Source organism: Nocardia sp. NPDC046763 (assembly GCF_040645495.1).
GTDB lineage: Bacteria > Actinomycetota > Actinomycetes > Mycobacteriales > Mycobacteriaceae > Nocardia.
On record NZ_JBEYYI010000010.1, the window covers coordinates 168897 to 190678 of the forward strand.

A 21782-nucleotide genomic window follows, 5' to 3' on the forward strand; every position below is an offset into this window, starting at 1 on the left:
CCTGTTGTGCAATACCGTACCACCTGGGATTTTTCCGGCGGCCGATCCAGCCGCCCACCGCGTGGCGGCTCAGTCGTTTTGCAGATCCGTGCGAGCTCCTTGCCCCGGCCGCTTCCATGCTTCGGCGGTTTCGCGCAGCCAGCCGTGATGCGCGCGCGGGCCGGTGCCGATCACGGCGTCGGGTGGGGGCAATCGGCCGTCGTGCTTGTACCGGCGAGCGGTCGCCTCTTCGATCCCGTGCAGTTCGGCGAATTGCTTGATTCCGAGGTACTCGATCATGCGAATCACCTTACAACGTAGTGTTGCCACCTTGCAACGTCATGTTGTATAGTTAGGGAGCAAGGCAAGCACATCGAAAATTCCACAGAGACAAGGAGATTGAGATGATCGATCCACGGAACGATCAATTCCTCGAGACGTACATGATCCTCCGGAAGTGCCTGCTCCTCAGGCTCGAACTTCCCTACGATCTGCCGGAGCTCCATGATCCGGAGACGATCGGAAGCCACTACCGGGCAGTGATCGACGCGTACCTCCACCTGCCGGACCTTCCGGGCGACGGAGACGCCAAGTACTTCATCGGCGAGTTGATGTTGAAGTGGTTGACCGGAATCGAGATGTACCGGCGATACCTGCGAGAAGGTTCAGCTTGGTACGCGGACGCGGCGGACATGATGCTCACGGCATTCGAATCGACCTGGGGAATCTTCGACAATCTCGAGTGAGATAGAGACCCGTCGGGGCGGCTGGTATCCGCCCCGACGGGTCTTTCATCATATGCGCGGGTCGTGCTTCAGCCGGAAGTCGCGCAGATCGTTCGCGTCGCCAGTCGCGGTGAACTCACGACCGACGACCTCACCCGGTGGAATGCCCGCGTCGCGCGCAATCTCGGCGATCGAGAGCGGTATCGGGTTGTCGTGCTTGTTCCAGGGCGTGACCGCGCGGGCCTCGTCGCCGATACCGCCCATGACCCACACCGGAATGCGGCCATCAGGCAACGGTTCGTAGTCGTACCCGATCGGACGGTCGAACGGGTCGTCGTACGGCCCGGCGCCGGCGTCCTGTGGCTCGTGGTCGGGCTTCGCCACGTCGTCACCCTTTCCGGCCAGGATCATTAGGGCCAGCTCCATGCCTGGACGGTCCGTGTACCTCGTCTGACGGGTTGACGGCTCCCCGGTCATGTTCCCGTCGATCCAGTCGGCGTAGTCCGCGCTCGCCGCGTCGTCCTCGGCGATCTGCACGCGCAGATAGCCCGCGAATCGGCGCAGGGCCGCCGCGACATCCTCCCCGGGCAATCCTGATTCGACGCGGTCGAGCGCGTCCTCGAGCCACGCGCGAGCCTCGTTGCGCTCGCGGGATACTCGCTCGTGCCAGGGCTCGGCGGCGTCACTCATAAGTCGATCCTTCCGCATCGATCGACCATTCCCGCTGGTAGCCAGGATGGTTGGACCAGATCGACGCGATCGCCCGCACGGTGCCGCAGGTGACCGATTCGAATCGAGGCCCGTGGGCGTCGCACGGATCGGTGCCGAGGTCGTGCTCGGCCACGATCGCGCGGATCGCGGCGCACTGCCGTAGCACCTCGTCCGGGGACGGTGCGCCCGGTGCGAACCCCGACAACACTGTCTCGCCGGTTCCTCGCGTGAATCGGACCCATTGATATTCGAGGTCGAACTTGCCGCTACCGGAGGCCCGTTCGCGCTGAATTGCCTCATTCGCTACCGCCTCCCGCTCGGTGAGCCGGGCCGCAATGAAGTCCTCGACGGTCATGCTGCTGATCCTCCTCGTTCTCGTCGTTGCTCCGCCAGTTCAAGCGCGTCAGCAAGCCGATAGAGCTCGGTGCCGGGCGCGGGCAGTAGTCGCCCGCGCTGGGCCCAGTCGTAGACGGTGCGGCGCGGTACGGGCTCGCCGACGGTGGCGAGCACGCGGACCAGCTCGGCGAGCGGGTAGAGCTCGGTCCGCGCGGCATCCCGCGCGGCATCCTCGATCGCGCGGACATCGTGCTGTGTACGGCATCGCGGGCACCGTACCCAACCGGCCCCGCGCTCGGCACGGAGTTCGTGCGGGCACTTGGTGCCGTCGGTGAGCGGCACGCCGCACATGCCGAGGTATCGGCGTTCCGGCGGCCGATCGGTGATCGCGCGCAGCCGTTCGACGGCCCAGACAACCTCGGCCGCCAGCTCGCCGGCGGCCGGGTGCGAACGGACCTCGTGCGGGTGGCAGGCCAGCCAGACCGCCGCCAGCTCGACAGCCGTAGCGGGTGTGGTGAGCACGTCAGCGCCGCGACCGGATTTCACGCGGGCCCGCCGCCGGGGCGGTCCGACGGGCACATGTTCAAACCAGACGACCACGTCGACGACGGGCGGCGTGTCGCGGCGACCGTCACGGCCGTTGGCGACGAGCTGCGCAAGTCCGCGCGAGTCGACCGGAACCTCGACGCCGAGGCTGTCGGCGATCAGGCGGGCCCACGTCGTGACGGCGTTCGTCAGCCACGCGAGCACCTCGTCGCCGAGCATGTCGGCCCCGGTCCGGCACTTCCCACACGGGCCGTCTTCGTGGTCGGGATCCGCACACCGCGCGCACACCGCGACAGTCCGGACCGGCATGGGCGCCTCGGCTGCGCTCCCGCCCTGGCGCGGCGCGGCAAGCCGATCCAGCCGGGCGCGCGTGACGGCCAGGTCCTCGACGAGGCCGGGCACGGCGAGCAGCTCGGCGACGAGCCGCTCGCCGCACACCATGCACAGCGTGAGCGCGTCGGCGACGGGCCGCTCGCACTCGGCACACAGGACCGCGGCCATGGTCATGCCTCCCATGTGATTTCGAGCCACAGCGCGCCGGGCTTGCCGCGCTCGGGCTCGTGAATCACGGGCTCAGGCTTGGCCATGTGGCGCGGAATATCGTCGGGAACCAGCCCGTAATCGGGGTGCGTGCGAGTACCGGCGGCGAGCCCATCGCACGCTGGTTTGAGCGTCGCGACGAGGTTGTCGGTATCGCGCCGCCGGTTGTCCGGCGGGCGGTAGTGCAAGAGCACGGTGACGTGGGCGAGGCCGCGCGGGAGTTGGGCGGCTCGGGCCAAGCGGTGAACCGTACCGCGGACCTCGGCGACCCGGCGCGCGTGAGCGAACCGCGCGCCGGTTGTCCTGCCTCGATCGTTGAGACTCAAAGGCGGTGCAGTCCACGGCAATTCAATGATCGCGCGGCCGGGCTTCACGGCTGCTCACCGGCGAACTTGTCCCATTCGTGCGTATCAACCCAGGGGCAGTAGCAGGCGATGCCGTGCCCGTCCTTCGCCAGGCACTCACCGCGCCCGCCACGGTGCGCGGATTCAAAATGCCCACAGTCGCACCGCTTTTCGGTCTCGGTCATTGCCCACCCCACAGCCCCAACTCGTCGGCGACGGTGCAACCCTCGACGGTCATTGCAGGTGCAAGGCGCTTCGCGAGCTCGAGCCCCTCGGCCTCGTCCATCGGCCACGGCTCGTCGCTGGGCTGTCCGGAAGGGTCGTAGAACTCGAATCCATCGCTCACGTTCCATCGGCCGTCGCGGCGCTGGCGGACCTTGATCTCGAGGTGGCGGCGGTTGGGGTGGCCGAAGGGCACGCACGACACGGTGTGCTCGGCGGTGGTGACGGTCGGCGCGGGGGTCTGGTCAGACATGGTCACTCTCGCCTGTGTCACAACGGGTTTCATGATTTCGATGGGATCGGCCTCGAGGTGATCGGCGAGCACCTCGGCGGCATTGCTGGCGAACCAGCGCAGCAGCTTCGCGACCGCGTTCGAGGTGTGCAGGCGGCGGGCGATGACGGCGGGCCCTTCGGTCACGATGATGGCGAGGTGCTCGTCGCGGACCGGTTCGAACAGTGCCCGGCCCCGGGCGAGGACCTGGGCGTGTGCGTCCTCGAGTTCGGCGATGCGTTCCTCGGCCGTCTTGATCCAGGCGACGAGGGAGGGCGCGTTGTTGATCGCCCATGCGAAGTACTCGCCGAGGCGGGCGTCCCACACCGGCGACATGCCGGCGGCGGCCGTGGACCAGCCGCACCCGCACAGGCAGTCGACGAACAGGACGCCGTCGCGGACAGCGACGACGTCGGCCGGGTGCCAGCCTGCGGCGTCGATCGTGTCGAGGCCCTCGTCGACGAGGTTGGCCATGTCAGCACTCCCCCGCGTCGCCGAGGCCCGGCGCCTCGTACAGTGCGAACACCTTGCGGTCGGGGCTGACGACGTCGCGGGCGATGTCCTCGGGCAACACGATCGAGTTGACGCGGATCGGCTTGCCGTCAGCCTCGAGGCGGCCGAGAACGTAGCCGACCGCGGGCGGTGCCGCGTTCCATCCGAACCAGCGCGCCGTCCGCTCGCGGATCGGGCCCGCGAGCCATGTCTCGACGTCTGCCGGATCGAACTTGGTCGTGACATATTTGGTGGTCGCCGCCTGGCGGGCCATGAATACGACCACCGCGAATATCGGTGTGCCGCTCAGTATTTCATCGCCGTCCGGGGCAATCGCCCAGGACATAGGGAAATTCAGGCTCTCCGGGAGTCCCTCGACGGCCGCGCGCAGTTCGGCGAAATCGCTGCACTCGCGGCGATAGGTGGTGTGCGAGGGCAGGTACATGGTCGGTTCAGGCATGGTGGGCCTCCTCGGCGTCGAGCACGGAACGGCCGGTGATGGTGACGACGACGGGCCGCCCGCGGCCGGGGACGGGTTTGCCGAGATAGACCAGGCGGTCACGCATGAGGCGTTCGAGTGCGGGCTTGGAGATTCCGCTACCGGGTTTGGCCGGGTCGCGGTAGACGTAGTGCTCGCTTTTGGCGAATCGGCGCAGATAGTCCACGCCGACCTTGGTTGTCTTGGGCAACTCAGGCATTGCGGCTCTCCTCGGCATCGATGGCGGCTTGGGCGCGGGCTGATGGGGTGGGCTCGTTGTGGCGGCCGTGGTGGCTTCCGTCGACCAGGTGGGTTTTGCAGCGCAGGCACGGAATCGGGTGGCCGTCGGCGTCCTCTCCGAGCCATTTCGGGCATCGGGTCGGGTCGTGGTCGTCGTCGAGGTCGATGGGTTCGCCGGTGCGGTCGAGGGTCATGACGCGTGCCTCTTCGCGAGTGCGGCCTTCGCGGCGGCGATTCCGCGTGCGGCCCGGTCGGCGCTGCCGGGGTCGTGGTCACAGACCTTCGTGCCCTGGTAGCCGTGCTCGTCGCACATCGCGCAATCGGCGATGGCTCGACGCCGGTCGTCGGCGGCGCGGTGGGCGTCCGCGGTGCGCTTGGCGGCCTTGGCGCGGGCGAGCGCGGCGTTGTACGCCTCCCGCGTGCGCCGGGCCGCCGCGCACGGGCCGCACGCTGCAGGTGTCCCGCCGGGGTGGTCGGGGCAGTGCGGCGCGGGCGGTTCGGTGTCGGCGACGCGGGCGGCCTGGAAGTCGATCCGGTTGTCGAGGATCGCGGTGCACTCGCCGCAGTCGGGTTCCCAGCCGTCCGGGTGCTCGTCGTGATGGATTGGGGGTGGGGTCCGTTCGGCGGCGCTCGTGTCTTCGGTACGTACCGATTCCCCCTCGACGTAAGTACTAGTACAGGGTTCAGGGACAGGGGTTCGGTTCTGCTTCGGGTTTGCTTGAGCACTTGCTTCGCTGGTGCTTCGCATTTCCGCAGGTGGGAGCTGTTTCGACGGTGGATTTCCGGTTTTTCGTTCGGCCGTCGAGTGGTCAGAGCTTGTCGCCGGTTTTTCGTTGTCCACAGGGTCGGGATGGGAAGCACTCGCTTCGTGATCGTGCGAAGCAAGTGCTTCGCGGCTGTCCCGCCGGGACTGGCCGGACCGGATACCGCCGAGACGGCCAGACTCGGCCCGCTTGCGACGGCGCTCGAGGATCTCCTCGCGCGACATCTGGCGGTCCGCCCACTCGTGGAACCAGTAGCCCTCGGCGGCCTCGTGCCAGAGGCCGACGGCGACGAGCTTGCCGATCTGGGCCTTGGTTCCCAAGGTCAGGGCGACCCGGTTCGGGATGAATCCCTCGGTGAGGTTCTGGGGCTGTTGCGACCAAGCGCCGGCGCGCACCCACAGGCCCACCGCCGCGTTACCCGCGGCGACGAACTTCGCGTGGAAGGCTGCGCCGTCGTCCACCATGAAATGAGGCATCAAGGCACCTCCGGTGTGATGGCGAGGATCAACTCGGCCGCGGTGGCGTCGACGTAGCGACGAGACGCACGGTTCGCGATTCCTCGGACCGTGCTGGACGGCAACCCCGTTCGGTCGCTGACGGTTCGCAGCATCATGTGCGCCCGAAGCTTCTTCAGGTGAGCCTGCACAGGCTCGGCGTCGACGAGGCCCTGAACGCACGGCCGACACCGTTCGGCATTCCGGGTGCTCGGGACGAACGCGCGCCCACACGAGCACGTGCGGGGCGCATGCTGCACGGTCGGCGCGGACCGAGCGGGCCCCGCGGACCGAGCAGGCGACGCGGGCGCGGGCCGCTTCAGCCACACACGCAGTGCCTCACGCTGGGCCTTGCGGTCCATCCTGAATCCCGCACGGAGGCCGATCTGTGCCTCATGGTCGAGCGCGTCGTCGCCGCACTCCCGGCGGATCGGGCAGCGCAGGCAATGACCTTGCGCGCGCTTGAAATCCGGGTCGCTGGACTTCGCGAACCAGGCATCGGGCGACAGGCCGGACGTGCGACATGCGCCCAGTTGCAGTGAAATCACTATGCCCCCAGTTGGTTTCGAGTGCGTGAGCGGGGGCAGTAGTCCCGGCCGACGAGGTCGGTCTCGTCGGCCTGGTCCTCGTGCTCGTCGGGTCGATCGGCCGGTGCGTTCGGGGCGAGGTGCTGCGCGGCGATCGACATGCCCACGTAGGCGCACCAGCCGAGGCCGCCGAGGACGTACAGGCGGGCGCCGAGCGTCAGCAGGGTCTCGGTCATCGGGCCGCCCCGTTCTTGTGCAGGCGGGCACGCTCGACGTCGAAGACGAGGCACTCGAATCGGGCGGCCAGCTCGCTGGGTTCGTACATGCCCTCGCCGTCGTCGAGCTCGGTGGCGAACTCCTCTGCGGCCTGGCGGATCTCGGGCACCGTGGTCGAGTTCCGGGCGACGTCGAGGATGGATCGCAGCATGGCGACCGTCACTGTTTTCGCGCCGGTCAAGGGCATTTTCTTGACGGGTTTGCGGTGTGTCATCGGTTAGGATTCCTTCGTTCTCTTGGGGAACACCCGCACCCGCCCGAGCCACGAACTCGGGCGGGTGCACTTGGTTACGGGTTTGGCTCGTCGCCCGGCGCGATCGTGACCGCGCCGGGCGTCGAGATCCCCAGGTCGACGACAACGCGGTCGCCCGGGGACGTTTGGGACTCGAATGCCGCGGCGACCAGGCGCAGGGCCCGGGCGATATCCGGGCCGCTAAGCAGTAGCGGCGCGCGGCGCATCGTGAACAGGTCGGCGTTGACGCGCTCGACGTCGTCCGCGCCGCGGCCGATCGTCACGAGCACCGACGCATTCAGCAGGCAACGGGTGACGGCCTGCTCCTTCTCGCCGCTCATGCGCGCCACCGCCGGTAGTCCGAGACGAGCACGGCGAGCAGCCAGACGACAGCGATACCGCCGATGAACGCGAGGACCGCGAGGGTGATGCCGATGACGGTCAGCATCTGCGGCGCGCCGATCCAACCGCCCGCGTAGAGCACCCAGTTACCGGCGAGGCCGACAAACCATGGCCAGCTTGCGTGAATCCAGCCGTCGAGGGCCTGCCCGGCGCGGTGCTTCACAGCAGCACCGCCGGTGCGACGAGGCCGAGGCCGAACATCATGAAGACCAGCAAGAGCAGGGCGAGCGTGAGGTCGCCGAGCAGGCCGAGCATTTCGTGATCGCTGTGCACGTGGCGGCTCATTCGTGCCACCCCCAGAGGGCGGCGAGGACCAGGCCGCCGCACAGCAGCCCGGCCACCACGCTCACGGCGGCGATGCCTGCCGCGCTCATGCCGCACCTGCCTCGCCCCGCTTGCGGGCGACGACGGCAAGTCGGGCCTTGCGCTGCTTCGCCTTCGTGCGCGCGCGGGCGGCGGCGCGGTCCTGCGCAAGGCGCGCCATTCCGGCGGCGTATGCCTCGCTGCTCATGCTGGGGATCGGACTCGCGGGCGTGGAGTCGGTGCGGCCGGACAGCGCAGCGGCGCGGCGGCTCCCGGCGACCTGGGCCGCGGCGGCGCTGACGATCCCGCGCTCGCGGTTCGTGCGTTCGCGCTTGGCGATCGTCTCCTCAAGTGCGCGGGCACTGGTGAATCCGAATGCGCGGGCGATGATTTCGGCGTCCGTCGGGGTGACCGGAGAGCCGTCCACGAAACGGCAAGAGATGGACATCGGGATCCTCTCGTTCTCTTCTCGGGGGGGGTGCGTCGGTGCCGGGCAGAGTGAGGGCTCTGGGATCCCGGCCCGTGCGCGCACTCGGCGGCGCGGCGGGGCGGATACCGTCGAGTGGGTCTGTGGGTCAGGCCGACCGGCGACGAGTCAGCCGTCGGCGGCTCCCGGGGGTCAGGCCCGCGGGGTCGGGCACCGCGACGATCGCGGGGCGTGCGAGCAACTCGATCGAGCGCGCGATATCGCCGTCGGTCATGCGCCAGTTCCGGCCGACCTGGCGGCCGGGGAGCTCGCGGCGACGCAACCGGCGCAGCAGCCAGTCAACCGACGGCGCGCCGATCTGCTCGGCGGCGTATTCGATTGAATGCGTGCGCATTTCGGGCTCGGTGGTCGTCATGCTGCCTCTCCCTCTCCCTCGTCCAGCCCGGCGGCGTTCGCGATATCGGTGAGCGACCGGCCGAGCCACCGCGCGGTAGCGGCGAGCTCGTCGACGGTGAACGGGAAGCGGCCACTCAACCTGTTACGCGCCGTGCCCTCGGTCCTGCCGATGACCTGCGCCAATTCGCTGTTGCGCTTGCGCTGACGGCCCATTTCGGCGCGGATCTCAGCGGCTAGTCGCTCCGTGTCGGTGATGCCCTTCACGCTCGACACACTACACGTATTTACGTTCAGCGAACTTTGTTACGTTCATGGCGTGTCATTTACGTTCGGCGCGTTCTAAACGTGGAAGGTGAGCGTTTTTTGCTACCCTCGCGGGCATGGGTAGATCTGCAATCGGCCCGTCGGGCGTTGCCGGGCGCGCGGTCTCGCGAGAGATACGCGCTGAGCTCGGACGCCGAAGCATGAGTCAGAACGAACTCGCCAGGGCGGCCGGCCTCGGGCCTACCTATCTGAATGAGCGGCTCCGCGATGATCGGCCGCTGAACGTCAACGATCTGGAGGCAATCGGCCGCGTGCTCGGCTGGTCGATGGTCGCGCTTCTACGCCCGGCCGACGAGGCGCTCGTCGAGGCCGAGGCCGCACGCGAGGGTGTGAGGTCGGCAGGCGCCGAGACGTTCACCGGCGAAGGCGACGCCGCCCGTGCGGCCGAGCTCCAGGCGCGCACCGAGGCGCGCCAGCGCAACGCCTGAGGGCGGTGCGCTGGCGCGTGCTGCTATCGGAGTTCTTCGAATATGGCTACGTGCCAGCCCACCCCGGGAATGTTGGTCCACCCGCGGCGATGCTCGGGCCTGCCGAGCTTCGCGGCAATCGCTTCTCGGTCGAGGGCGAGAGCCTGCTCGAGAGTGATGTCCTCGCACGGCACCACCTCGACGACGCCGTCGACATGCACGACGAGAGAACCGATTTCGGCGCGATGCCGTTCCGAGTCGACGCGCACATGTCCGAGCGGTTCGCCGTGCTCGATCCCGAGCTCGCGCAGCGCGCGAACGTGACGAGCGAGGGCCTGCTCCAGGGCGGCGGGAATCTCTGCCCGCCCGATTCCGAACTCGATGGGCTCGCTCAACGACGGCCCCCAGAACATTGCTGCATTGCACGCCTCTTCCCCGCCCGGCGTGGCCCCTCGCCAGGTCATTTCACTGACTATTCGGTTGCGGAGTCCACACGAGGCACCGCTGACAGAACCAAGCGGGCGCTCGATCCGAGATTAACCCCGGGCATCTACACTGCATGCAATTTCATTTGGGAGTGTCACGAGCGACTGCGCAGGACGTCATTGCGCTTTGTCTATCAACGTATTTCGCGCGCAAACGGTGACTATCGGACCGCCTCGACCAGGTGTTACGTGGTCCAGGCTGCCGGGCCCGTGGCGCGACACTGCCGCGAGCTAGGCGGCAGACCGATCGGTCTGAGGTTTACCCAGCATGAGCGCGGGAAATTGCCGCCATAGCACGTGTTCGAGACCTGGCTTGAGATCTCAGCTGCAATCGCAGGCATTCAGCGATTCAGGCAGACTGTTCCAATTGGAATTTCTTCCGTCGCAATCAATTTCCCGAAATGTGTGAATTGCCGGGAAACCGCGATTGGCACAATAGGTCACATAGCGGGCACACCGGCGCGCCGCGCCACCCGCGCGAGCGGCCTCGGGGCGGACCAATGCCCGACACGATCGAGAGCGCGCTCGCCCTGCCGTGGACGCGTGGACCGCGTCCACACCGGCGACTAACATGCAGGTCACGGAGCGCTGCGAAATTCACTGAGATTCCGGGAAGCGCTGGTAGAGGCGATTCGGCAGGGCGATACGCGGGGTTCAAATCCCCTATCCTCCGCTTTGACCGCCCAGGTCAGTGGCTCTTTTCGAGCTTCTGACCTGGGCGCCGTCAACACAGCGGTCAACACGCAGCGGTCAAGACATCGTGGGGATGTCGGCGGACAACTGTTCCGACCACTGTTAGGACCACGATGTCCAGCATTCGCATCCGTTCGCGCCGCGACGGTTCCAGCTACACCGCGATCCTGTTCCGCCACAACGGCAAGCAGACCTCGCAGAGCTTCGATGACCACGCCGCGGCCGTACGCTGGCGAGATCTCCTCGACCGAGTAGGCCCCGACCGTGCCCTCGACATACTGGCGGCTGAGGACGTCACAGACGCGCCCGCACCAGATCTCGGGACCGCGGTCACGGAATACATCGATGGGCTCACAGGCGTCGAGGACGGTACCCGCAACCGCTACAAGCGATTCCTGGCCAACGATCTCGCACCGTTCTTCGGTGCCGAGACTCCGGTCGACGTGATCAACGACAAAGCCGTCGGCAAATGGGTCAACCATCTCGAGCAGATCGTCGGGAACGCGGCGAAGACCATCGCGAACAAACATGGATTCCTGTACGCGGTCATGGCATCGCTCGCCGCCGCCGGAACGATTCCGACGAATCCGTGCGAGAACACGAATCTGCCGCGGGTCGACCAGGCCGAAATGGTGTTCCTCGAAGAGGACGAGTTCGACGCACTCATCCACGAAATCCCCAAGCGCTGGCGGATATTCGTCAAGTTCCTCGTCGCGAGCGGCGCTCGGTTCGGCGAGGTGAGTGCCCTCCAAGTTGGCGATATCGACCGCAAACGCAACACGGGCCGGATCCGCCGGGCATGGAAGTACACCGGCGGTGAGCGTGTGATCGGCCGGCCGAAGACCAAGCGCAGCAACAGAACTATCGACCTCGCGGCGGAGCTCATCGCCGAGCTGCCGCTCGCTGGCCGACCGCGCGAAGCGTGGCTGTTCACGAACGATTCGGGCGGCCCCGTACACATCACGACGTTCTACAAGCAGGTGTGGGCTCCAGCGATCGAACGCCTGCTAGCCGCCGCGGGCGATCCACTGGACGGCAAAAAGCCCAGAATCCATGATCTACGCCACACCTGTGCATCGTGGATGCTCTGCGACAACGTGCCGCTCCATGTGGTTCAGAGGCACCTCGGGCACGAGAGCATCACCACGACCAGCGACCGCTACGGCCATTTGGATCGGCGGTCCGGCGCTGTGGCGGCCGCCGTCATAGGGGCGAAGCTCTCCCATGGACCGAAGCCGAAACCGGCTCTCGCGGTCGTTGAGGGCCGCGGTGCCGCCTGATGCTCGCGGCGCAGCACGGCGGCTACGTCGAACGCCGCCTTTGCTGGATCCTCGATCACAGCCGCGCGACGGCATTGGCCGAGTCCGACGACCAAATGACGCAGCTCCGCAGTGAGCGCGCACAACTGCGCGCTGAGATACTCGGCTGGATCGCTGAAATCCGCATCGCCGCACTGATGTAACTCAAATCGCAACGCGCCGCGTCGGGAACCTATGCCCGGCGTGGCGCGTCCGTTCTCGCATGTACCCCGATTTCGACCCCGAGATTGTCGGCGCTGATCTGCTCATCTTCCGCGAGCTCGTCGAGTTTCTCGATCTCGATGCCGCGCCGGACACCGCCAAGCTTTCTGCGGATAGTTGGGATTGGCACTCGCGGCGGCCGGCGCGGCTGCGGCGAGCGCGCGAGCGCGGCCGGTGGCGCGACTAGTCGAGGTCCGGCACGAGCGGGTACGGGTCGGCGGCGTTGACCGCCTCGACTCGCGCCCGGCACTCTCCGCACATCTGGCCGCCATCCCCGACCGGCTGCTTGCCGCATAGTCCGCAAATAATCTCGTCCGCCACGCGCCGATGATAAGCGAGCGCTCGGCTATTCTTCGCACATGGGTTCGAGCGGGCGGCGTGTCTGGTACCTGCACCCGGACGGCCATGCGATCGACAACGACAAGCTTGTCGAGACTGCGGGCGGGTGGGTACAGCCGCGGCCGATGCTCTGCGAGGGGCCGCCGCGCCACGTGCTCAGGGCCGGCGAATTCACGCTCGGATGGACAGCGTGTGAAGGATGCCGACGAGGACATCGCGTCTATACCTGCGGCCGGTGCGGCGGCCGGGTATTTCAGCCCGAACTCGCAGCGGCCTGCCGTCCGCTGGCCTTCGATGGACGGGACGGTATCCACGATGGCATCTGATCACCTGCTCGCCGCGGTGCTCGACGTCCTGGCCGAGGTCGATCCGGCCGCCGTTTTCGACGCCCGCGACGTCTTGCGATCGGTCCGGCCGGCGGTTGACCCGGTGCCCGGGCTGGACGCTGTCGACGAGGTGCTCGCACTCCTAGCCCTGCCGATGCTCGGCGGCATCGTCGCGGCCGGTGACCGGACCTACCGCGCGGGCGTGTCGGCGGACGTGGTGCTCGCTAGGCTAGCCCGACTCACCAAGGCCGTAGACCACATGGATGATGAGAATCTCGACGATCGGTACTGAGGACACCAGCGGTCAGTAGTAGGGCACTGTCGTGAATTCGTCTGCTGTCGAGGTGAATTGGTTGCCGGTTTGCTGCATCACAGGATGCGGCGCGCCACGTGGTGTGCCATCACGGTCCAGATAGTCCGGGTTGAACCAGACCTGTTCGACCTCGCCGACAACAATGCCGTGATCGCCGCCTAGGTCCAGGCGGGTGATGGTGCGGCAGGTCATCCATCCGATTCCAGACCGCACGACCGGCCCGTACCCCGACACCTGGTGATCCAGCGTCAGCCCACTGGCCGCCAGCTTCTCGCTCGGCCCGGCCGCCGGGAAGCGGGAGTAGCGGGCACCTAGCTTCCACACCGCTTCGAGCTGATCGATCACCGGCACTGACACCGTGAATCCCGCTGCGGTTTGCAGAGTTTCGTAGGTCGACCACTGTTTGAACACGGCGAGCGCGACGTGCTGCGGCCGCGTGGATACCGAGGTCAGGTTCGACACCGGGATCAGGTTGGCGGTCTTGTCCGCGTCGATGGTTCCGATCAGGTAGGCGATGCGCGGCGCGAGTAGCCGGTGCGCGCGTTCCAACGCGTTGTCACTACCCATCGAGTTCCTTTCTCGGGGCGAACGTGCGTACCGCCTCGCCGAGGGTGCGCCTGGCCGGGGTGACGGCCTGGCCCGCCACGTCGGATCCGATGCTGTTGAGCGCGGTCTGCACCTGCGGGATCCGTTGCCCGGCAGGTATCGCCAGCACCGGTTCCAAGTGTGCCAGCGCGGCGTCGGGCCCGGTGAGGTGCAGGTCCGCGCGGGCGAGGGTGACCTGGGCGAGGGTGAGGGTCGCAGACCAGGTTTGCGCCGTGGTGGGCGCATACAGGCTGATCACGTTCTCGGCCTCGGACTTTGCATGTGTCCACTCCCCGAGCTGAGCATAGGTGGTCGCATCGTAGTAGTGCTGGCGAGCCGGGGAGAACGTGAACACCGGTCCGAGGTCGGTCAGGCTCTCGTTCTCGGACAGACGGTCGCGTTCGCGGCGGGCCGCGTCCATGGCCGCGATAGCCGCGCCGCGGTTGCCGACCTGTGCATGCGCACGGGCAACGAGTCCGGACAGCCGCACGTGCGAGATCCCGCCCGGGGCAATCGCTTTGTCGGCTTCGGCGAGCACCCGTTCCGGTGGCTCCCACCAGGACGCGATCATGGCGCGCGTGCAAACCACCCAGTTCTCCAAGGAACGGTGACCGGCCAGGCTGGCGAACTTGGCCGCCGAGTCCGTTTGGATCATCGCGGCCTGCGGCTCGGCCAGATCATGCGACACCGACGCCAGCAGCGTGCAGGCTGCCGAGAGCAGCACATACAGCTGCTGAAGATCGCCCAGGCGGCCGGCGCGCTGGATCACCGCAGCGACGCGGTCACGCAGCACCGTCAGCTCGATGAAGATCCGATCGAGGTCTGGGCACAGCACGTAGTCGGTGGCCAGCCGCCGCAGTGTCTCAGCGCATTCGGTCATCGTGGTCGGTTCGATCGGGCTGCGGTCGATCGCGCTGGTCAGCTGCGCGGAATCGTGAGCGGCGCCCAGCACCGCGTGCCGCATCCCGGTGGCGGCCAGCCCGCCGATCCCCAGAATGCGCAGTGCGTCTCGGCGATTCGTCGAATCACCCCCTTGATCGGTGGCAGCATCGCCGCTGCTCTGAGCAGGTGAAGTTCCTTGCGCGAGCGCCTGTTCGAACCTGGCGCGCGTCTCGGCATCCACACCGGCGAGGGCGGCATCGAGCATTCGCACGCTCGCTGCCTGAAGTTTGCGCGTGACGCCATTTTCCCACAGCGGGATAGCCCGTCTCGATACCCCGACCCGCTTGGCGAACTCACGTTCGCTTTCCCTCAACACTGACCGGAACGCGGCGACTTCACGCGCCGTCCACTCGACCTCGACCATAGGCCCGCTCCCCTGCTTGCGGTCGGTATGAGCCGGAAACTACCCGTTTCTATCCACTTAGGTACTCGAATTACCCGGATCGCAACCGCCACGCTCGAAGTCAGGCACCGGCGATATGTGCGATCCGCGCCCCCTTCCGACCAGCACAACGGTCCGCCGGTGCCGCCCCCACACAGGGGCCGACGTAGGAGAGGCATACGGACATGGACGTGGTGCTAGCCCTCATCATCGCCCTGTCGGCAGTACTCGTGGCCGCCCACATATCCAGCCGCCCACCTCATTCCGGCACACACAACGACAGCAGACGGATCAGCTTCGCTCAGATCCAGGCCCGTCTCGCCGCCGAGCAGGCGAACGGCGGATGCCGGTCATGATCAGCGTGCCGGCCGAACTCGCCCGCCAATTCGTTCCCGGCACCGGGATCTATCCGATCCTGCCGGACTGGCACGAACTGCTGGCCGCGTTCTGCGGGCACATCGGCGATCGACCAGATGCCCATCCGATCACCCAGTGCGCCCGCGCGCTGGCCGAAATCCACTACGCGCACCGAGGTCTCCGCGAAGGCGGGCCGTCTCACCTGCGCACGTGCGAAGTCCTGGTGTCAGCGATCGACGCATGGGTTGAGATGCAGGCACCGCACGCCGATCGGTGTCCGCGGTTGCTGGGTGCCGCCATCGACGAGATGGCGCGCGCACAACTTGACGCCAACCAAATTCTGAAGAGCTGCCGAAACGGGCGAGACGAGCGGGTGCACACCGCATTCCACCGACTCGCCGTGCTCGCCGGCAGGTGGACCGACCTGGTGGCCGAGGTGGTCGACGGCCAACCCCCATTGCCGAAGGACGAACACCGATGACACACATGACACGTCGCCACGACCCGAGTCTGTTCGCCAACCGCGGCTACCTCGCGCCGGTGCAGTGGACGACCGGGCATGCCTCCCGCGCGCTGGCGCACTACCTGGGGTCGGCACACAGCCAGACCGGGACCACCGTTGTGCGCAACGCTCACCTGACCGAGCAGTGGGCCCGCGACCTGGTCCAGTCGCCTGCCCTGGTCAATAGGGTCGCAGGGCTGATCGGCCCCGAGGCCGGGGTCGATCAGACCTTTCTGGTGATCAAGTGGCCCCACGACCCCGCCGAGGTGCCGATGCACCAGGACGGGGTCAGCGTCGCAACCGAACTCGACCCGGTGCGGGCGGTGTCGTGCTGGTTGTCGATCTCCGATTCTCCCGAATCTGCTGGTGCCCTACAGTTCTCGATCGGATCCCACCGGTGGGGATACCTGCCGCACGTATTCGACGACACAGGCGCCCTGACCGCCCACGACGATCCCCGGCTCACGGACTGCGAATTCACGACGGTGCCCACCACCGCGGGCGAGGCCCTGCTGTTCGACACCCGGCTGTTGCACAGGTCCGGCCCTAACAGCACCGCACGGATTCGCATCGGGCTCAACGTCGTCTACGCCCACCGCAGCGCCTACAGGCGCGGTTCGGCATCCCAGCGCGAGGGCTGGGTGCCCCTCAGGCTTCCGTGATCAAACCGGTTACGGGAGAACCCTATTCACCATATTTCTGGTAGGGAGAAACATCATGTCGGCAACCATTTCACCGACGCTCCAGGCCGTCTTCCCCAGCGACCCCGAGACCATGGTCCGCGTGCTCGTGGGCGAAGGCCCTGGCACGCCGCGCCGCGGCAGCAAGGTCCTGTTCGCGAAGTCGGAGTGCAGCTACTACTGCCGCACCGCCGAGCTCGCGGCCAGGGTGATCGACGCCCTGCGCGAATCCGACGAGCGGCTCCGCTCGCGCCCCCAGGAGTTGATGCTCTGGGATTGGCAGCACACCTGGTTCAAGCCGGAGCTCGGCAGCGAGACCGGTGCGGGGCACGTGGTGCTGGGCGTGGCCTGGTATGACCAACAGTTCTACGCGGAGCGCCGCGGCGCGTACCTGTCGCGGATGCACACGCTGATCTACGACGACCTCGGCCTGACCGTCGACGACGTCACGGTCACGCACTACCTGGTCGATCCGGAAGCCTAGGCGGCCTGATCAGCTGAATCTGTGCGGGTGGTGGATTTTTCCACCACCCGCACGCTGCGTGTACGGGGTGCCCTTGACGCGGCGAATGTGATCGCCCAGGCCGTGACGGCGACGACCGCCAGCGCGGTCCCGCCGAGGATGAACCCGCGCGCGGGCGCGGGCGCGATCAGCGCGGGAATGATCGCCATTCCCGCTGTGCCCGCGCTCCTCATCACGGTGTGATTCACGGTGATGAGGCGCAGCCGGGCCGGCCGCGGGTGTGCGGCGAGCTGGGTACCGAGGGTGATCGAGATGAATGGGGTTACGGCCCCGGACATGGCCGCGAACACGAGGACCAGGGCGAGGCTGTGCGCGGCGCCAGTCGCGACCATCAGCACGCCCGCCGTCGCCCACGCCAGGCAAAAACGCGGCAGGAACGCGGCGGCTGGCCGGATCCGGCTGGCAATCAAGTTGCCGACCAGCGCCGCGGTCCCGGTGGTGGTGAGCACCGCGCCGTAGGCCGAGGGGCCAGCACCGATCTGGTGCGCGAGCAACAGCGGCAGCCCGATACCAGGCAGCGCATTCAGGAACAGGCCGGCCGAGTGCACAAGGAACGCCGCGCCAAGGGCGGGCTGCGCACGCAGCAACGCGCGGGCGGAAGCGGGCGCGGATTGCGGTTCAGCCTCCCCAGTCTGGTCACCTGCGGGCGCGCTGGCCTGGACGGAGACCGCCAGATACAGCAGGGCAACGACGGACACCGCGAATGTGATCGCGTCGGCGATGAACAGTGCCGAGACCGGCAGGATCAGCAGCAGGACGCCAGCCAGTGCAGGCCCTGCGATGCGCGCGATCCTTCCGTTGAGGTCCATTGCTGCAACCAGGTTCGCGCGCTCGTCCTCGGCGACAAGGTCGGGAACCAGGGCGTTGATGCTGGGGTCGAAGATCGCGGCCAGGGCACCGAGTAGCGCGGCCGTGGCGAACATGGCGGGAGTGCCGCCGAGATTCCACAGCAGCGGCAGGGCCGCCACGAGGCCAGCGCGGATGCAGTCGACCGCGGCGAGGTTTCGGAAGGTCGCGCACCGGTGCAGCAGGCGCGCACCGAATGCGCCGATCAGGATGAACGGGACGCTCTCCGCGATGGCGACCGCGCCCATGGCGACGGGACCGGAGCGTTCTAGCGCCAGCCACATCACTGCCAGCGCGTAGAACCGATCCCCGAGGATCGAAAGCAGCTGCGCCGACCAAATCGCGAGGATCCGGGGGCGGCGGAGCAGCGTCAGCAACGGCACAGCGCGGCAGACTATCGGATCGGAGCAGAGAGTTCCGCGTGCCGTCGCTGCGGCGTGGTGGCGGCTGACTGACCAATCGTGCAGAGTTCCGCCGCACATCTGGACGGGCAACCTCGGGGCACCGTAGCGTCGCCGCCAACACGAGGGGAATTCATGAAGACTGCTGCCTTGTTCGCTGCCGTTCTTGCCCTGCCGCTGCTCGCTGGATGCGGATCCGATAGCCACGATGCGCACCCGGCTGCCGCAGCTGCGGCCGCGCCGACTACCGCCGCCGCCCCGGATCCGCTCGACCTGGGCGCGACGGCCCCGGCCGGGGTGTCGTGCGCGGACATCGGCGGCGTGTTCGAGAAGCACGGGACCGATGGCCGCGGTAGTTGCGTGCCGGCGGACAACAGCGCACATTGCCATGTGGCGCCGGCGGCTCAGGACGCGCACTACGTCGCGGATTTCGAGCTGACTCCGCCGTTTCCGACCGGGACGGTCAGCCCGGCCATGGTGACCGTGATGCTCAACGGCGCGAGCAACGCGGACTGCTGGAAGATCCCTGCGAACTAGGGCCCGGTCCAGACCGGAAGTCTGGGGATGACCTTGATGAGGCGCAGCTGCTGCGGAACGCCCCGGCCGGCGTGCCGGGTGATCGCTGAGTCCGCGGCGGCCGCGGTGTCGGATCCGGCGAGATGGATCGCGGCGGCATCGGTACTGGCGGCCGCGTCGGCGCTGGTGATGTTGACGCGGACGACTGCGGCGTCGGCGGCGGCCGCCGAATCCGCTGTCGGCATGACGAGCGCGATGACGGCTGCGTCGGCACCGGTGCCGGTGTCCGCGGCGGGTTGGGACGCCCTGACCGCTGCGGATTCGGATCCAGCCGCCGAGTCGGTCCCGGCGATGATCAGCTGAGCGGAATCGCTGGCGGTCCCGCTGTCGGGCGGTGAGGCGACGAACACGGAGATCGTCGCGGCTTCCGACCCGACCGCGGTGTCGCCGCCCTGCTGCCCCACAGCTGCGGCGTCGGCGGCGGCCGCCGTCTCGGCGGTCGGACTGCTCACGGCCGCCGACTCCGCTCCCACCGCGCCGTCCATGCTCGGCGTGGTGATCTGCGCGGCGTCGAGGCCTGTGGCGGTGTCGGTACCGAATTCCTTCGCGGTGACCGCCCCGGTGTCGGCGCCGGTCGCGGTCTCGGTGTTCGGCAGGGCGAGCGTGGCGGCGTCCGCGCCGGTCCCTGTATCGGTGTCCGGTGTCGCGACGCCGGACGGGTTGAGGATGCCGATCCAGGCGGCCGAGATGCCGTTCGACGAGGCCGCGTCCGGCACGGTGCCTGTGACCGTGGTGTTGCCGGTGCCGACGGTGGCGTTGGAGTCAGTGAGCGCGATCGCGAAGCTCGACGAGTTCGACGCTCCCCGCCGCGTGTCGGCGGGGCTGAAGGTCGCCCACGCGCCATTGATCGAGTTGTTGAACCCGTTGTTCGCACCCCAGACCGCGATGCGCCAGCCGCTGCTGTTGGTGTTGTTGACGGTGGGTGTGGCGATCGTGCTCGCGCTGGCGGTGGTGTAGTTCTCCACAACTAGTGGAGTGCCTGTGGATACACCGGAATAGGCCGCGCACACGTTGTACGTCGCGCCGGTCAGCGACCAGCTGGTCGCGCCGCCGGTTGTCCATGCCAGGTAGGCCACGACGAGCCGGATATTCGAGAAGCCGCCGCCCGCCGTGACATTGCGGACCACTGTCCAGCCGGTCGGCACAGTGATCGTGGTGCCCGATGCCGCGATCGTGGTGAAGATGAGCAGGTCACCATTCGCCACGCCGGTCGGTGCCGTGATCGTGGTGGAGCCGGTCGTCGCCGTCCCCCGCAGGGCTATCGCCACGTCAGCTCACAGATCGTCGTACTGCGCCAGAAATGCTCTCGCCCACGCGATTTTCTCCTCTACTCGTTGGCCTGACGGCTGCGAGGTAGTCCAGAGCTCAAGGTTTTCGAGCCGGTTGTCGGTCTTGTCGCCGTTGATGTGGTGGACGTTCTCGTGTTTGAAGAGCTTCCGCCCCAGGTGTTGTTCCATCACCCAGCGGTGTTCGAGAACCCGGCCACCGTTCCGGCCCCCACGGTCGCCAACATTGATGCGTACATAGCCGGTGTCGTTGAGCGACCGATGCATGGTGGGATCGGGGATGACTACATACCCACCTTGGTTTACGTAGCGGTTGGTTGCGCGCTCCGACAGACTTGCCTTGAAACACGTGGCCGAACAGTACTTGCGCGGGTATACGGCACTGCCGCGCCTGGAGGGCGGCGTGAGGTTGAAAAGCTCCCCGCACTGTTCACACTCCTGTTGTCCAGCCTGGCATTTCATCGAACAGAATCGTTGCGATGGCCCAGAAGGCACGTATTCACGCCTGCATCGCTCGCACCGCTTTGCCTTCCATCGCCCCGACCATCGACCACGCGCTTTGATACCTAGTCGACGCATCCAAAGTTGCACGTTCGACGGCGTGCAGCCGATTTCCTCTGCGATCTGAATGGTCGACAGACCAGAGTCGTACTTGGCACGCAGCCACTTCTCATCGCGGAGTTGCGGGAACTTGAGTCGATTGTCGGCCCGATACCTACATCGATCACACCTCTTCTGAGATGGCCCGTTCGGATCGAACTCCACGCCGCAGGAGTCGCACCTTTTGACCGACCATTCGGTCCCCCTAGATTCGATTCCATGCTTCCGCATCCAGTAGCGAACCGTAGGAGTTGAGCAGCCAATCTCTTTGGCAATCGCGCGAACTGAGCTGTAGGCATACTGCGCCGCAAGCCAGTCCGCGTCTGCAAGCCTGCCGTCCATGGGAGGTTTACTCACTCCCACATCCTAGTTGCTCACAACAAAGGAAGACTATTGAATCGTGCAGGTCGCTTGTAATGTCCAGATCGCACCAGAGCTCTTGGTGCCCAAGCTTGCTACCTTGTGGTTAAACATCAGCGGCGAGGTACCGACCGAGGCCAGTGTGCCGCCCGCGGTGAGGGTGCCGGTCGCGATCCCGAGGCACCATTCGTTCCAGGCGAAATTCGCGTTGCCGGTGCCGAAGGTCGAGTTCACCGTGATCGTTCCGCCGGACTGGGTTGGGTAGCTGGCGTCCGCACCCTGGTAATAGGCGGTGGTGGTCGAGCCGTTGCCGCCGAGCGCGGTGTCGCCGACAACGGCCGCAGTGGACGAGGATCCGACACCGATGATGGCCTGCGCGTTGTTGAACACCGCGCCGCCCGCACCTTCGAACAGGGCGGTCAGGCGGCCCAGGCCCGCGGTGGTGAGCAGGTTGCCGTCTTCGACGTGGATGTCGTCGGGCGCGAAAAGGCCGGCGGCGACGAGCTCGGCGATCTCGTGGCCTTCGGGCTCGTGGCCCAGGTGCGCGGTCATGGCGGCCGCGGTCTCGGCGAAGTACTTGTGGATTTCGCAGCTGGCGTGCCAGGCGAAAACGTCGTCGGACATGGGTTT

The 21782-nt window shown here is 67.2% G+C and carries 38 protein-coding genes; 10 read left to right on the plus strand and 28 right to left on the minus strand.

Annotation, left to right across the window (positions count from 1 at the left end):
* Nucleotides 1–69 precede the first annotated feature (69 nt).
* Nucleotides 70–279 (minus strand): hypothetical protein, encoded by a 210-nt coding sequence (locus tag ABZ909_RS18600; protein WP_357000927.1) that lies wholly within the window; start codon nt 277–279, stop codon nt 70–72.
* Between the two features lie 104 nt (nt 280–383).
* On the opposite strand from ABZ909_RS18600, the gene ABZ909_RS18605 reads away from it, so the two are divergent.
* A complete protein-coding gene (locus tag ABZ909_RS18605; protein WP_357000930.1) occupies nt 384–725 on the plus strand; it encodes a hypothetical protein in 342 nt (113 codons plus the stop codon).
* A 48-nt stretch (nt 726–773) separates the two neighbouring features.
* Here ABZ909_RS18605 and ABZ909_RS18610 read toward each other — a convergent pair whose 3' ends face one another.
* The 19 genes from ABZ909_RS18610 to ABZ909_RS18700 form a co-directional block, all read right to left on the minus strand.
* Nucleotides 774–1394 carry a hypothetical protein gene (locus ABZ909_RS18610; RefSeq protein WP_357000933.1) on the minus strand — a complete coding sequence of 207 codons (621 nt, stop codon included), beginning with the start codon at nt 1392–1394 and terminating at the stop codon, nt 774–776.
* Nucleotides 1387–1770 carry a DUF6221 family protein gene (locus tag ABZ909_RS18615; RefSeq protein WP_357000936.1) on the minus strand — a complete coding sequence of 128 codons (384 nt, stop codon included), beginning with the start codon at nt 1768–1770 and terminating at the stop codon, nt 1387–1389. Before ABZ909_RS18615 ends, ABZ909_RS18610 begins: the two co-directional genes overlap by 8 nt.
* Nucleotides 1767–2804, minus strand: a complete 1038-nt coding sequence (locus tag ABZ909_RS18620) for a hypothetical protein (protein WP_357000939.1) — start codon at nt 2802–2804, stop codon at nt 1767–1769. The genes ABZ909_RS18615 and ABZ909_RS18620 overlap by 4 nt, the downstream gene beginning before the upstream one ends.
* Nucleotides 2801–3076, minus strand: a complete 276-nt coding sequence (locus tag ABZ909_RS18625; RefSeq protein WP_357000942.1) for a hypothetical protein — start codon at nt 3074–3076, stop codon at nt 2801–2803. The genes ABZ909_RS18620 and ABZ909_RS18625 overlap by 4 nt, the downstream gene beginning before the upstream one ends.
* Nucleotides 3077–3207: 131 nt before the next feature.
* Nucleotides 3208–3366 carry a hypothetical protein gene (locus ABZ909_RS18630; protein WP_357000945.1) on the minus strand — a complete coding sequence of 53 codons (159 nt, stop codon included), beginning with the start codon at nt 3364–3366 and terminating at the stop codon, nt 3208–3210.
* Nucleotides 3363–4148 carry a hypothetical protein gene (locus ABZ909_RS18635; protein WP_357000948.1) on the minus strand — a complete coding sequence of 262 codons (786 nt, stop codon included), beginning with the start codon at nt 4146–4148 and terminating at the stop codon, nt 3363–3365. Before ABZ909_RS18635 ends, ABZ909_RS18630 begins: the two co-directional genes overlap by 4 nt.
* A 1-nt stretch (nt 4149) precedes the next feature.
* Nucleotides 4150–4626 carry a hypothetical protein gene (locus tag ABZ909_RS18640; protein ID WP_357000951.1) on the minus strand — a complete coding sequence of 159 codons (477 nt, stop codon included), beginning with the start codon at nt 4624–4626 and terminating at the stop codon, nt 4150–4152.
* On the minus strand, nt 4619–4864 hold the full coding sequence (locus tag ABZ909_RS18645) for a hypothetical protein (protein ID WP_357000954.1): 246 nt from the start codon (nt 4862–4864) through the stop codon (nt 4619–4621). The genes ABZ909_RS18640 and ABZ909_RS18645 overlap by 8 nt, the downstream gene beginning before the upstream one ends.
* Nucleotides 4857–5078 (minus strand): hypothetical protein, encoded by a 222-nt coding sequence (locus ABZ909_RS18650; protein ID WP_357000956.1) that lies wholly within the window; start codon nt 5076–5078, stop codon nt 4857–4859. The genes ABZ909_RS18645 and ABZ909_RS18650 overlap by 8 nt, the downstream gene beginning before the upstream one ends.
* Complete coding sequence (locus tag ABZ909_RS18655; protein ID WP_357000958.1) at nt 5075–6124, minus strand: hypothetical protein; 1050 nt, start codon at nt 6122–6124, stop codon at nt 5075–5077. The genes ABZ909_RS18650 and ABZ909_RS18655 overlap by 4 nt, the downstream gene beginning before the upstream one ends.
* On the minus strand, nt 6124–6690 hold the full coding sequence (locus tag ABZ909_RS18660) for a WhiB family transcriptional regulator (protein ID WP_357000961.1): 567 nt from the start codon (nt 6688–6690) through the stop codon (nt 6124–6126). Before ABZ909_RS18660 ends, ABZ909_RS18655 begins: the two co-directional genes overlap by 1 nt.
* Nucleotides 6690–6905: a hypothetical protein gene (locus ABZ909_RS18665; RefSeq protein ID WP_357000963.1), complete on the minus strand. Its 216-nt coding sequence runs from the start codon at nt 6903–6905 to the stop codon at nt 6690–6692. Before ABZ909_RS18665 ends, ABZ909_RS18660 begins: the two co-directional genes overlap by 1 nt.
* Nucleotides 6902–7159, minus strand: a complete 258-nt coding sequence (locus ABZ909_RS18670) for a hypothetical protein (protein WP_357000966.1) — start codon at nt 7157–7159, stop codon at nt 6902–6904. Before ABZ909_RS18670 ends, ABZ909_RS18665 begins: the two co-directional genes overlap by 4 nt.
* A gap of 74 nt (nt 7160–7233) precedes the next feature.
* Nucleotides 7234–7518 carry a hypothetical protein gene (locus ABZ909_RS18675; protein WP_357000968.1) on the minus strand — a complete coding sequence of 95 codons (285 nt, stop codon included), beginning with the start codon at nt 7516–7518 and terminating at the stop codon, nt 7234–7236.
* Complete coding sequence (locus ABZ909_RS18680; protein WP_357000970.1) at nt 7515–7742, minus strand: hypothetical protein; 228 nt, start codon at nt 7740–7742, stop codon at nt 7515–7517. The genes ABZ909_RS18675 and ABZ909_RS18680 overlap by 4 nt, the downstream gene beginning before the upstream one ends.
* A complete protein-coding gene (locus tag ABZ909_RS18685; RefSeq protein WP_357000973.1) occupies nt 7739–7864 on the minus strand; it encodes a hypothetical protein in 126 nt (41 codons plus the stop codon). Before ABZ909_RS18685 ends, ABZ909_RS18680 begins: the two co-directional genes overlap by 4 nt.
* An 85-nt stretch (nt 7865–7949) precedes the next feature.
* Complete coding sequence (locus ABZ909_RS18690; protein WP_357000976.1) at nt 7950–8330, minus strand: hypothetical protein; 381 nt, start codon at nt 8328–8330, stop codon at nt 7950–7952.
* A gap of 127 nt (nt 8331–8457) precedes the next feature.
* Nucleotides 8458–8724: a DNA-binding protein gene (locus tag ABZ909_RS18695; RefSeq protein ID WP_357000978.1), complete on the minus strand. Its 267-nt coding sequence runs from the start codon at nt 8722–8724 to the stop codon at nt 8458–8460.
* Entirely contained in the window at nt 8721–8969 is a 249-nt protein-coding gene (locus tag ABZ909_RS18700) for an XRE family transcriptional regulator (RefSeq protein ID WP_357000980.1), read from the minus strand. The genes ABZ909_RS18695 and ABZ909_RS18700 overlap by 4 nt, the downstream gene beginning before the upstream one ends.
* Nucleotides 8970–9085: 116 nt before the next feature.
* On the opposite strand from ABZ909_RS18700, the gene ABZ909_RS18705 reads away from it, so the two are divergent.
* The gene (locus ABZ909_RS18705) at nt 9086–9457 is read left to right on the plus strand and encodes a helix-turn-helix transcriptional regulator (RefSeq protein ID WP_357000982.1); all 372 of its coding nucleotides are present in this window, start codon (nt 9086–9088) and stop codon (nt 9455–9457) included.
* 23 nt (nt 9458–9480) lie between these two features.
* Here the strand turns inward: ABZ909_RS18705 and ABZ909_RS18710 are convergent, their stop codons facing one another.
* On the minus strand, nt 9481–9900 hold the full coding sequence (locus ABZ909_RS18710; RefSeq protein ID WP_357000984.1) for a hypothetical protein: 420 nt from the start codon (nt 9898–9900) through the stop codon (nt 9481–9483).
* 1157 nt (nt 9901–11057) lie between these two features.
* On the opposite strand from ABZ909_RS18710, the gene ABZ909_RS18715 reads away from it, so the two are divergent.
* From ABZ909_RS18715 to ABZ909_RS18725, 3 genes are read left to right on the plus strand one after another with little or no spacing between them, the layout of a single operon-like run.
* Nucleotides 11058–11894 (plus strand): site-specific integrase, encoded by an 837-nt coding sequence (locus ABZ909_RS18715; RefSeq protein ID WP_357000986.1) that lies wholly within the window; start codon nt 11058–11060, stop codon nt 11892–11894.
* Nucleotides 11894–12076 (plus strand): hypothetical protein, encoded by a 183-nt coding sequence (locus ABZ909_RS18720; protein WP_357000989.1) that lies wholly within the window; start codon nt 11894–11896, stop codon nt 12074–12076. The genes ABZ909_RS18715 and ABZ909_RS18720 overlap by 1 nt, the downstream gene beginning before the upstream one ends.
* Before the next feature lie 59 nt (nt 12077–12135).
* Entirely contained in the window at nt 12136–12321 is a 186-nt protein-coding gene (locus ABZ909_RS18725) for a hypothetical protein (protein ID WP_357000992.1), read from the plus strand.
* Here the strand turns inward: ABZ909_RS18725 and ABZ909_RS18730 are convergent.
* Nucleotides 12318–12455 carry a hypothetical protein gene (locus ABZ909_RS18730; RefSeq protein WP_357000994.1) on the minus strand — a complete coding sequence of 46 codons (138 nt, stop codon included), beginning with the start codon at nt 12453–12455 and terminating at the stop codon, nt 12318–12320. The genes ABZ909_RS18725 and ABZ909_RS18730 overlap by 4 nt on opposite strands.
* A gap of 210 nt (nt 12456–12665) precedes the next feature.
* Between ABZ909_RS18730 and ABZ909_RS18735 the strand changes: the two genes are divergently transcribed.
* Entirely contained in the window at nt 12666–13091 is a 426-nt protein-coding gene (locus ABZ909_RS18735) for a hypothetical protein (protein WP_357000996.1), read from the plus strand.
* Nucleotides 13092–13103: 12 nt separating this feature from the next.
* On the opposite strand, the gene ABZ909_RS18740 is transcribed toward ABZ909_RS18735, so the two are convergent.
* Nucleotides 13104–13679 carry a flavin reductase family protein gene (locus ABZ909_RS18740; protein ID WP_357000997.1) on the minus strand — a complete coding sequence of 192 codons (576 nt, stop codon included), beginning with the start codon at nt 13677–13679 and terminating at the stop codon, nt 13104–13106.
* On the minus strand, nt 13672–14850 hold the full coding sequence (locus ABZ909_RS18745) for a hypothetical protein (protein WP_357000999.1): 1179 nt from the start codon (nt 14848–14850) through the stop codon (nt 13672–13674). Before ABZ909_RS18745 ends, ABZ909_RS18740 begins: the two co-directional genes overlap by 8 nt.
* Nucleotides 14851–15382: 532 nt before the next feature.
* On the opposite strand from ABZ909_RS18745, the gene ABZ909_RS18750 reads away from it, so the two are divergent.
* From ABZ909_RS18750 to ABZ909_RS18760, 3 genes are read left to right on the plus strand one after another with little or no spacing between them, the layout of a single operon-like run.
* Nucleotides 15383–15859 (plus strand): DUF4254 domain-containing protein, encoded by a 477-nt coding sequence (locus tag ABZ909_RS18750; RefSeq protein WP_357001002.1) that lies wholly within the window; start codon nt 15383–15385, stop codon nt 15857–15859.
* On the plus strand, nt 15856–16542 hold the full coding sequence (locus ABZ909_RS18755; protein ID WP_357001004.1) for a phytanoyl-CoA dioxygenase family protein: 687 nt from the start codon (nt 15856–15858) through the stop codon (nt 16540–16542). Before ABZ909_RS18750 ends, ABZ909_RS18755 begins: the two co-directional genes overlap by 4 nt.
* Before the next feature lie 55 nt (nt 16543–16597).
* Nucleotides 16598–17044, plus strand: coding sequence for a hypothetical protein (locus tag ABZ909_RS18760; RefSeq protein ID WP_357001006.1), 447 nt, complete (start codon nt 16598–16600; stop codon nt 17042–17044).
* Here the strand turns inward: ABZ909_RS18760 and ABZ909_RS18765 are convergent.
* On the minus strand, nt 17041–18312 hold the full coding sequence (locus ABZ909_RS18765; protein ID WP_357001008.1) for an MFS transporter: 1272 nt from the start codon (nt 18310–18312) through the stop codon (nt 17041–17043). The genes ABZ909_RS18760 and ABZ909_RS18765 overlap by 4 nt on opposite strands.
* A gap of 153 nt (nt 18313–18465) precedes the next feature.
* Here ABZ909_RS18765 and ABZ909_RS18770 point away from each other — a divergent pair, with 153 nt between their 5' ends.
* Nucleotides 18466–18867 (plus strand): hypothetical protein, encoded by a 402-nt coding sequence (locus ABZ909_RS18770; protein WP_357001010.1) that lies wholly within the window; start codon nt 18466–18468, stop codon nt 18865–18867.
* Here the strand turns inward: ABZ909_RS18770 and ABZ909_RS18775 are convergent.
* From ABZ909_RS18775 to ABZ909_RS18785, 3 genes are read right to left on the minus strand one after another with little or no spacing between them, the layout of a single operon-like run.
* Nucleotides 18864–20174, minus strand: coding sequence for a hypothetical protein (locus tag ABZ909_RS18775; protein ID WP_357001012.1), 1311 nt, complete (start codon nt 20172–20174; stop codon nt 18864–18866). The genes ABZ909_RS18770 and ABZ909_RS18775 overlap by 4 nt on opposite strands.
* A gap of 6 nt (nt 20175–20180) precedes the next feature.
* Nucleotides 20181–21149 (minus strand): HNH endonuclease signature motif containing protein, encoded by a 969-nt coding sequence (locus tag ABZ909_RS18780; RefSeq protein ID WP_357001014.1) that lies wholly within the window; start codon nt 21147–21149, stop codon nt 20181–20183.
* Between the two features lie 33 nt (nt 21150–21182).
* Nucleotides 21183–21776, minus strand: a complete 594-nt coding sequence (locus ABZ909_RS18785) for a hypothetical protein (RefSeq protein ID WP_357001016.1) — start codon at nt 21774–21776, stop codon at nt 21183–21185.
* Nucleotides 21777–21782: the final 6 nt, after the last annotated feature.